Here is a 9510-nt window from a genome sequence, read left to right as displayed (position 1 = left end):
TTCAGTTTTTCACAATGAATAGACAGCCTCCGTGTGTCTGTTAGATTTTAGAAACATCAGCTAATCGAAGAATAGCGACGCTCCTGTCCGTTAGAAGGACACCCTCGCACAACGGAGCGATCGAATCATCCATCAGGGTGAGGTTGTTCCCTAGCACCCGTCGGGACGAATTTGTTGTTGGCGCTACAAGAGGGAGGACATTTTGCGATATTCGCGAGGGGAGACGCCCTGCCATCGCTTGAACGCATGACTGAAGTGATGCAAATCCTCGTATCCGATAAGCAGGCCGATCTGCTCGATTTTCAGATCGCTTTCCCTCAGACAGCGCTTGGCCTCCTGGTGGCGAAGCCTGCTGACATATTGCCCCGGGGTCGTCCCGTAATGCTTCTTGAACAGTCGGATGAAATAATCCGGGCTTACGTTCAGGCGATTAGCCATGATGTCGCTAGTCCAAGGAAAGTGTAGAGCGCGGGCAATCTCCTCCGTCAGCTCCTTGAACGCGTCTTGATAGGCCTGGGGAACAGTCCGCGCCGGGATCGGCAGCAATCTGGACAGAGCGGTCGCAATCAGCAGCATGCCTCCCTTGCAAGCCGCGCCGAAGCCCGGCTTCTCCTGTGTAAACTCCTCGCAAACCTTCTCCATCAAGCGGACAATGTCCTCGGGCACGGAAGCATAGCGACGGGCAAAGAGGTTGTTCCCTTCGCTGTCAAGCGGCGGCCGGCAAAATCGGTCGTTGCGCACATTCCTTTCATCGACATCGACAAACAGTTCGGGAGAGATCTCGAAATCATCGAAGAAATCAAAATGGATGCCGAGCAGATGCGTTCTATCGGCAGCCCGAGTTTCGATGCGGTGAGGCATGGCGGCATGGAGGAACAACAGGTCGCCAGGCAGATAAGTATCTGTGTCGTTAGACAGAGGGAAATGGACGCGCATTTCTCCCGAATAAACATACATGATCTCGAAATCGTAAATTCTTCTTGCCGGCAGCAGAACGGGAGGCACCCATTGATGCTGTGCCCAGTGGACGCTGGGATTCATATCCTGCATGTCGGAAGAGCGATTCTTTTGCAAGTACAGGTCCATGAGGCAATCCTCCTCGCAAATTTATATCGATAATATACAACTAATGAACTGATTCAAGCAAATACTTCCGTTATCATCCATGTTATTATTTCGGTAATTAATCGATAATCAATAAGTTTTTCGATTCAAACTACGGAAAGCCAGGTGCGGAACATGAGATTGGGAGTAATCGGTTACGGACTACGGGTTAGCAGTATTTTTCCCGCCCTTCAATCGGAGGAGTTAGGTTACAGCATCGCTGCGATAGCGGATCCGAAGCGCGATGAACTAAAGACCAGGCTTGGAGAGGAAGCTCGCCATACGCAATTTTTTGACAATGCGGACGAAATGCTGGATTCTTGCGAGCTAGACGGCATTATTATCGGAACGCGCTGCGACCTTCATACGGATATGGCGCTTAAAGTGCTTCGCCGGCATTTGCCGCTGTATCTGGAGAAGCCGGTCGCAACCACTTACGAGGATTTGTCGCGGCTCAAAGCAGGATACGAGGCTTCCCGGTCGGAGGTAGTCGTCTCGTTCCCGCTCCGCAATACGCCGCTCGTCAGGCTGGCCAAGGAAATTATCGATTCCGGGAAGATCGGTACGGTGGAGCATGTACAAGCGGTTAACAACGTCCCGTACGGAGGCGTGTATTATCATTCTTGGTACAGAGACGAGCGCATTACGGGCGGACTGTTTCTGCAAAAGGCGACGCATGACTTCGACTATATCAACTATCTCATCGGACTTAAGCCGATTGCCGTATGCGCGATGAAGTCGAAGCGGGTCTTTACGGGAACGAAGCCGGCAGGATTGAAATGCTCAAATTGCGAGGAAAATAGAACCTGCGAGGAAAGCGCACTGAAGCCGCATAATCGTCATGGGGATGACTACTGCAGTTTTGCGGAAGATACAGGCAACGAAGATTCTGGCGGGGCGTTGCTGCGTTACGAGACGGGCATGCATGTCAACTATTCTCAGAATTTTTTTGCGCGCAGGGGAGCGGCAAGGCGCGGCGCCCGTTTGCTCGGCTACAAGGGAACGTTGGAGTTCGACTGGTATACGAATGAGCTTAAGGTCTATATGCATCATGAGGCGCGGGTGGAGACGCATGCCATCGATGTCAATGCGATGGATGGACACGGCGGCGGAGACGGGATACTCGTGAACAATTTCCTGCAGACCGTCCGGGGCAAGGAGCGCTCGCAGACGACGCTGGGCGACGGCTTGCTGAGCGCGCTGCTCTGCTTGAAGGCAAACGAGTCCGCCGAGACGAATACGTTCCAGAACGTGGAATGGCCATAAAACGTCGTCCCATCCGGTTAGCGCGTACTGCTGGCGCAGGACGAAAGCCGGGGGAGGGGAGTTATCGGATGCCGCAAGGCATGCCTCCTCATCGGAACGGAGCATAGAACAGGGGGCTGTCCCAAAATGACAGCCCCCTTGTTTTTTGCTATACTCACCAGGCGTTACGCCAACTTGCTTGAAGCTGCGCGTGAAATTCTGCACATTTGCATGCCTGAGCCGGTGACTCGGTTGTTCGCATCCCGGACATTCAGCATACGGTCTGCGGCTGCGGTCAGCCCGAGATCGCACCTGCGAAGTAGCAGAATATTGCTGGTTTGAGGCGGTATGGGGTTACGAGGGCCCGTTACCGTAATCGTATAAAGGAGTAACGCTCCTGATGTCGAATCTTAGCTGTATGAAAACTTTACGAGACTACCCGCTAATAAAATCCGCTATGCTGACGATACTTTTCCTCGGACTTCTGCTGGGCTTTCGATGGTTATGGCAAGAATGGAATCCTATTCCGGAGCATCCTCCGATTCAACAAGGTGTCATCGATCTTGGACAGTGGGACTTCGAACAATCCCCCTCCATGCTGCTTGACGGCGAATGGGCATTCTACCCTGGCCAGCTGGAAGGAACGCCTGTCGGCGAACCCCGGTATGTGCCAGTGCCTGGAAGCTGGGGAGAGGCCATGCCTGACGGAGAGGCATACGGCTCCGGCACGTATAAGCTGACCATTCTGCTTAAAGAGCAGCCCGAGCAGACGTATGGTTTCTGGATCAAACGAATCGAGGCCGCCTCGCAGGTTGTCGTAAATGGAGAGACCCAGTCGGCATTCGGACAACTCGGCTTAAGCAAGGATCAATACAAGCCCAGTCGCTGGTCTTATACCGCAACCTACTCCAACGACGATGGAAAGGACTCCATCGAGCTGCTGATCCGCGTCTCCAATTACGACAACCCGGTTCGCGGCGGAATCGTAGTTCCGATCCGCTTCGGCTCTCAAGCGGCGATCGACGGAGAACGCTGGTATTCCATCGGCTTTCAACTGATGACATTCGTTATTTTGATGCTGCATGGCATTTACGCCATCATTTTATATATCTTCAATCGCAAGCAATACGCGTTTCTGGTCTTTTTCATGATGATGCTTTCATCTGCGCTATCTATCATTACAATCCATGACAAGCTTATTTTGCACTGGCTGCCCGTCAACTACACCTGGGTGGTGAAGCTTGGAAGCATTTCTTATGTCATGCTGACGTATTTCATGTTGATGCTGACGCGAATCTTCTCGGGGAGCGTGTCGGACGGACGATTGTTTCGTTTATTCTCGTGGCTGTTCGCGGCATACGTTATTACGATTATGGTGCTGCCAATCGACACGGTTCATTATTTGTCGAGCCTCCGCGTAGGCTTGTTCTTCTACGTCGTGCCTGTCGTCTGGTTCCTATACCTCATAGGCAAAATGGTGGTAAATAACCACAGCGGCGCTATCTTTTTGCTGCTGTCTGCGATCGGCGTCATATCCAGCATCGTGTGGGGGCTTCTTAATACGTATGGCATGAATTACACGGAATATTATCCGTTCGATGTTATTGCGGCCATCATCGGCTTCTCTTCTTACTGGTTCAAGCTGTACTTCCGCAATGCGGCCGAGAACGCGAAGCTTAATGAACAGCTCAGGCAGTCGGACAAGCTGAAAGACCAATTTCTTGCGCACACGTCGCATGAGCTTCGGACGCCGATCCACGGCATTATTAATATCGCCCAGACGGTTGCTCTAAGGGAACGCCAGTCGATCGAGGACAGAAGCTACAAGGATATGGAGCTGCTCATTACGATCGGCAGGCGTATGTCGCATTTGATAGAGGATTTGCTGGATCTCGTGCGTTTAAAGGACAAACATGTCGTTCTCCAGATGCGGCCGATCCCGTTGCAATCCATCGCGGAAGGCGTTATCGGCATGTTGGGCTATCTTGTCGAGCAGAAGCCCGTCAAGCTGGCTTCGCGAATACCGGACTCCTTCCCGGTCGTCATGGCGGACGAAAAGCGGCTTGCCCAGATTCTGTTCAATCTTATTCATAATGGCATTAAATATACGGAAAAAGGCGAGGTCTTCGTCGAAGCGGCGATCGTTCAGGGACGAGCCGTCGTTAGCGTAACGGATACCGGGGCCGGCATGGACGAAGCGACGCTTGCCCGCGTCTTCCTCCCGTATGAGCAAGGGCATTCGGACAACGGAGGCATCGGGCTTGGTCTCGGCATCTGCAAGCAGCTTGTGGAGCTTCATGGAGGAACGCTTACCGCTCGTTCGCGGCCCGGGAAAGGGACGGAATTCCAATTCTCGCTGCCTCTCGCAGATAGTCAGTCGCCGGATGGCACAGGAGATCCCAATGCGGCGGCGCAGCCATGGAATCATGTATTGGGGGCGGGAGAGAGTACGCTCCTGGCACCTGAGGAGAACGGCAGCTGGATAGAGCTGGCTCCGCCTGAAATGGGAACGCATGGCGTGAAGCAGAACATTCTCGCTATCGACGATGATCCGGTCAATCTTCAAGTGTTGGCTGGCATTTTGGGCAATGATTCTTATACCATCACAACAGCGGCAAACGCTTCTGAAGCGCTGGAGCTGCTGGAGAACGGCCAGTGGGATCTCGTCATCTCCGACGTCATGATGCCGGGCATGTCCGGCTATGAATTGACCAAAGCGATCAGGGAGCGGTATTCCATCTCCGAGCTGCCTGTACTGCTCCTGACGGCGAGAAGCCAACAGGCGGATATCTATGCGGGTTTTTCCGCTGGAGCGAACGACTATCTGACCAAGCCTGTAGACGCGCTGGAATTGAAATACCGCGTCTGGTCGCTAATGACGCTTAAGCGTTCCGTAACGGAGAGACTGCGACTGGAGGCCGCTTATTTGCAGGCGCAGATTCATCCGCATTTTTTGTTCAACACCTTAAATTCCATTCTGGCCTTAAGCGATATCGACCCGGACAAGATGAGGAAGCTCGCAGAAGCTTTTACATCCTATCTGCGGATTAGCTTTAACTTCCTGAACGCGGGGGAAATGGTGCCGTTCGCTCATGAGTTGAAGCTTGTTCGCTCCTATCTATACATCGAACAAGAACGATTTGGGTCGTTGTTGTCCGTCGAGTGGGAGATCGACGCGAACATCGATCTCATGCTGCCGCCGCTTAGCCTGCAGCCTATCGTAGAAAACGCCGTCAAGCACGGGGCGCTGAGTCGCGCGGAAGGAGGCACGGTTGTCATCCGGATCATCCGGCGGGGGCAGGATACGTTGTTCGAGGTGAAGGACAACGGCAAGGGGATGACGCAGCAAGATGCGGACAATCTGCTTCAGCATGTTTTCGGCGGCACGGGCGGCATTGGCATCGCCAATACGAACCGGCGGCTTGCTCAGCGTTACCGGCAAGGCCTGACTATCGTCAGCGTGCCGGGGACTGGCACGACGGTGTCCTTCGCAATCCCGATGGAACAGCAGAAGAAGGACCAGCCAGGGGAGTGAGCGCTCTCGCGAAGCTGGTCTTTCGCGTTGTGGGAGCATTACGGTACAATGAAAGCAGAAGATGAACCTTCGGGGGGCGGAGATGCCAGTATGAGTGGACTGTTGAAAAAGCTGCGTCAAGGGTATGGCAAGAAGCTTGTCTCCATCCATGCCTGGAATGGGTGGATCGTCCTGTTGCTGGCCTTGTCCGGCCTTGTTCTGTTGGGAGGCTTCTGGCGAGGCGTCCTTGGCGAAGGGCGCGTCTGGCTCAAGTGGTTTCATATCGCCGTCGGAATCGCCTCCGTGCTGCCTATTGCCTATTATCTCGTGCTTGCGGGCAAGCATTGGAGGAGGCTGAAGGGCAAGCCCATTCAGAAGCTTAACGTCTATATCGTGCTAACCTTTCTATTCGGATGGCTGCTGTCAGGCGTTATCCTCTGGCAGTTCAAGCTGGCAGGACCTCGCTTGTCGAACGCTTCGCTCGTAACTCACGATCTCCTGACGTGGATCGGCTTGCCTTATATCATCTATCATTCCTTGTCGAGAGCTCGTTGGCTCAAAGACTCCAATCGACGCACCATTGGGCCGCCGCCGACAGAGAGGGACGTCTACCATCCGGCGGCCCCGCAGCCGTTATATACGCGCCGCGCGTTCATTCGCGGCGCAATAGGCGCCGGTCTTGCGGTGACTGTCGGTCCGTCCTTCCTGAAGTGGTTCGGCGATCAGCTCGGCAGCGCGGGTAATGGCAGAAACATGGAGCAATTGATCCAAAACGATTCGAACGTAATGCTGCCTGCGCCGGAGCCTCTTCCAGACTCGGCGCCTCCCATTGGCGGAGGAGCGCAGGGCAGCTTCCGCGTGTACACGGTGACGCCCATCCCTTCGTTCAATAATGAGAACTGGTCATTGCGCATCGATGGACTCGTAGACAAGCCGCTGGAATGGGACTGGGATACGTTCGTTAAGCTTAAGCGAACGGTGCAGGTTAGCGATTTCCACTGCGTGACGGGGTGGTCGGTCTATAACAACACATGGGAGGGTATCCCGGTCAAGGAGATATTGGCGCTGGCTGGCGTAAAGGGGAAGGCAAAGTCCGCGATCTTCTACTCGGGCGACGGTGTCTATACTAGCGGCATTACGCTGGAGCAGCTGGCCCAGGACGATGCGATGATTGCCGTCATGCACGATGGAAAGCCGATTCCGAGCGATCTAGGCGGACCCGTACGGCTTATCATGCCGGGTATGTATGCCTATAAATCGGTCAAGTGGCTTAACCGGATCGAGCTCATCGAAGGGGAACATATCGGGTATTGGGAGCAGCGCGGTTATGCGAACGAGGCGTGGGTGTAGGAAAGCCGATACCTAAAAAATAGGGGTGTCCGCAGAGTCTTATCGACCCTCGGACACCCCCGTTATTATGTCAGACTTCGGCTATAAGCGTATCCGAGTATAGGTGAAGCTGGTGAAGCGCCAGGCCATTGACCCGATCAAGATGCTGAACGCCCGACTCTCCTTCCAACCATTCTGCCCGCAGCATGGAGTTATGCTTGAAGTATAAGGCTCCTCCAGGCTCCGAAACGCCGAAAGCGCCGATCGGGAGCGTAAGATTGAGGCTCGCGCATATTTGTACCAAGGATGTATAGCGATCCTGGACCGTCCGGTCCCGGAGTACGGCGAACGTCTGGAGCAGATAGACGCCGGCCTGCTCTGCTTCTTCTAATCCTGGAAGGAAGCTCATCTCCAGCAGCACCGATTCATTGCCGGAGCCGATCTCGTCGAATCGGATCAGTAGCGAGGCATAGGGAGCCTCGTCGTCCGGCTCGGCCAGCTTGGCGGCGATGCCGTGTCTGCCGTAATAGTCGTGCAGGCCGCCCAGCACGGAGCGGGCGAACGATAATGACTCGGTCATGGCGATTCTCCTCTACGTATGCAATTTCTTGGCGATCAGATCTTTGCCCGGTTTCTTTTTCGCCTTGTCGATCTTGAGGCCGATGTTTTCGATAATCGCCCGGCTCTCCTGATCGTCTCCCACGACCCCGCTCTCATACAGCATGCCGGCCAGGTCGGTAACGAGCTGATTGTAGCATTGCCCCAAGCTGTTGAAGCCGTGCTTCTCAAGCAACGACTGCCGAACCTTGTCTCTGGCAAGCCCCTTGTATGTCTCCGAGGCCATGGCTTCATCGACTTTAAGCGCCTTGTCCACAAACGCTTCTTTCCTTTTGTGTTTCTTGTAAAACTTCACGATTGCCGCGACTCCGCCCAAAATCGCGCCAAGCGCGATCAGGATTGGTCCGGCAGGAGATGCCGCTGCTGCGATCAATGCTACTCCGCCCGCGACCATCAATGCGCCCTTGACAGCGGTCATGCCGCTTTTGGATTTGTTCATCTCTTGCGTGGACTTGCCGAGTCCGGCCGCGAGCCGCTGCTGCTCGGCAAGCTCTCCGCTCTGCCCGGCCAGCCGCTCTTCGACTTCGCCCATGCGCTTGACATTGCGTCGGCCTTCGATATAGCCGGCCGCGCCTCCCGCCATGTAAGCCGCGCCTCCAATAATTGCGCCGGCGCCGGCAGCCGCGGTAGCCGCGCCATTGAGCGCCATGCCGGATACCTGTCTAACGCTGTTGACCGTGCCCGCTGTAACTCTCGCCAGGTCAGCCGCTCCTCCGGCGCCTTCGCCCGCGACGACCTGCGCCTTGCCGGCTGCGCTGAGCGCGCCGTCATAATTTTGGCTCGCATTATAGATTTGCGACACCGCGGCAACGCCGCCCAGCCCTCCCGCTATCGGAGCGGAGACGAGAGCCGTGCCCTTGGCGCCGGCCGCGCCAAGCGTCTGGCTGATCGTGGAGGAGCCGGATACGCCGCCTGCCGCGCTGGATGTACCGATCGCCGCGTAGCTGGCGTAGTCGCGATCCTGATCGGCATTGTAGTTGGTGGTGTCGATCTTTTTCGCTTCCCTAACAATAACGGAGAACTTGTCCCATTCGACGGACTTGCTGATGAAGCCGGACATCATGGTTTTCTTGACGGCGTCGACGGAGATCGCTCTCGCGCTGCCCGCCATCGCGCGGATGGCGCTCATCTTCTGTTCCGGACTTAAAGTATCAAAGAAGCCGAACAGATCCGTCTTCTTGGAGGAAGAGGCCTGCGCCTTCAGCCAGCCGTAGACCTCGCCATAGCCGCCTCGGCCTTGCAGATTCGGCGGTGTCCGGACTGCCGGGACGTCGGCGGCCGGGGAAGACGCCGATGACTCTGCCCGAGCGGGCGTCTCGACGACCGGCGTTGCCGAAGCGGCAGTCGAGGGGGCGGCTATCGAAGCGGCAGGCGTTGCTGCGGTCGATGCAGCCGCCGGAGTTCGTGTGGATTGAAACATATTGCCGGGACGCGTGATCTGCCGTTGAATCGGAGCCTGCGTGCCCGGGGCCGCCGCGCTGCGATCCCGGAACAGCTGCAGAACTGCCTGATTGCCGGAGGAACGCTGCAACTGCATGACGTCGGCAGGCGACATGCTGCCTTGCCTGAAGTTCGACAAGGCTTGTCCAGGAGCTGCTTGAGGCGTACTTGCGCTGCGCCCCGCGGGGGCAGGAGATGCGGTGGATTTGGATTGATGCACGTGATCGGCGGTTTCGGCCATTGCAAACACCCTCTGCTAA

Annotated in this window: 6 protein-coding genes; 3 read left to right on the top strand and 3 right to left on the bottom strand. The window is 55.6% G+C overall.

From position 1 onward, the window contains the following. Nucleotides 1–183 precede the first annotated feature (183 nt). Nucleotides 184–1086: a helix-turn-helix transcriptional regulator gene (locus tag B1748_RS32325; protein ID WP_087572088.1), complete on the bottom strand. Its 903-nt coding sequence runs from the start codon at nucleotides 1084–1086 to the stop codon at nucleotides 184–186. Between the two features lie 153 nt (nucleotides 1087–1239). On the opposite strand from B1748_RS32325, the gene B1748_RS32320 reads away from it, so the two are divergent. From B1748_RS32320 to B1748_RS32310, 3 genes are all read left to right on the top strand, one after another. Further along, on the top strand, nucleotides 1240–2370 hold the full coding sequence (locus B1748_RS32320; RefSeq protein WP_087572087.1) for a Gfo/Idh/MocA family protein: 1131 nt from the start codon (nucleotides 1240–1242) through the stop codon (nucleotides 2368–2370). Between the two features lie 379 nt (nucleotides 2371–2749). Continuing rightward, nucleotides 2750–5884, top strand: coding sequence for an ATP-binding protein (locus B1748_RS32315; RefSeq protein ID WP_256976079.1), 3135 nt, complete (start codon nucleotides 2750–2752; stop codon nucleotides 5882–5884). A 48-nt stretch (nucleotides 5885–5932) separates the two neighbouring features. Further along, on the top strand, nucleotides 5933–7213 hold the full coding sequence (locus tag B1748_RS32310; protein WP_306299353.1) for a molybdopterin-dependent oxidoreductase: 1281 nt from the start codon (nucleotides 5933–5935) through the stop codon (nucleotides 7211–7213). Nucleotides 7214–7283: 70 nt separating this feature from the next. On the opposite strand, the gene B1748_RS32305 is transcribed toward B1748_RS32310, so the two are convergent. Together B1748_RS32305 and B1748_RS32300 are read right to left on the bottom strand one after the other, a co-directional pair. Next, on the bottom strand, nucleotides 7284–7772 hold the full coding sequence (locus B1748_RS32305) for a hypothetical protein (protein ID WP_087572086.1): 489 nt from the start codon (nucleotides 7770–7772) through the stop codon (nucleotides 7284–7286). 12 nt (nucleotides 7773–7784) lie between these two features. Next, the gene (locus B1748_RS32300; RefSeq protein WP_087572085.1) at nucleotides 7785–9491 is read right to left on the bottom strand and encodes a hypothetical protein; all 1707 of its coding nucleotides are present in this window, start codon (nucleotides 9489–9491) and stop codon (nucleotides 7785–7787) included. Nucleotides 9492–9510: the final 19 nt, after the last annotated feature.

The sequence above is a fragment of the Paenibacillus sp. MY03 genome (assembly GCF_002165585.1).
GTDB classification, from domain to species: Bacteria; Bacillota; Bacilli; order Paenibacillales; family Paenibacillaceae; genus Pristimantibacillus; species Pristimantibacillus agaridevorans.
Note: the sequence above shows the minus strand (reverse complement) of the source record. Positions and strands in the feature narration are given on the sequence as shown.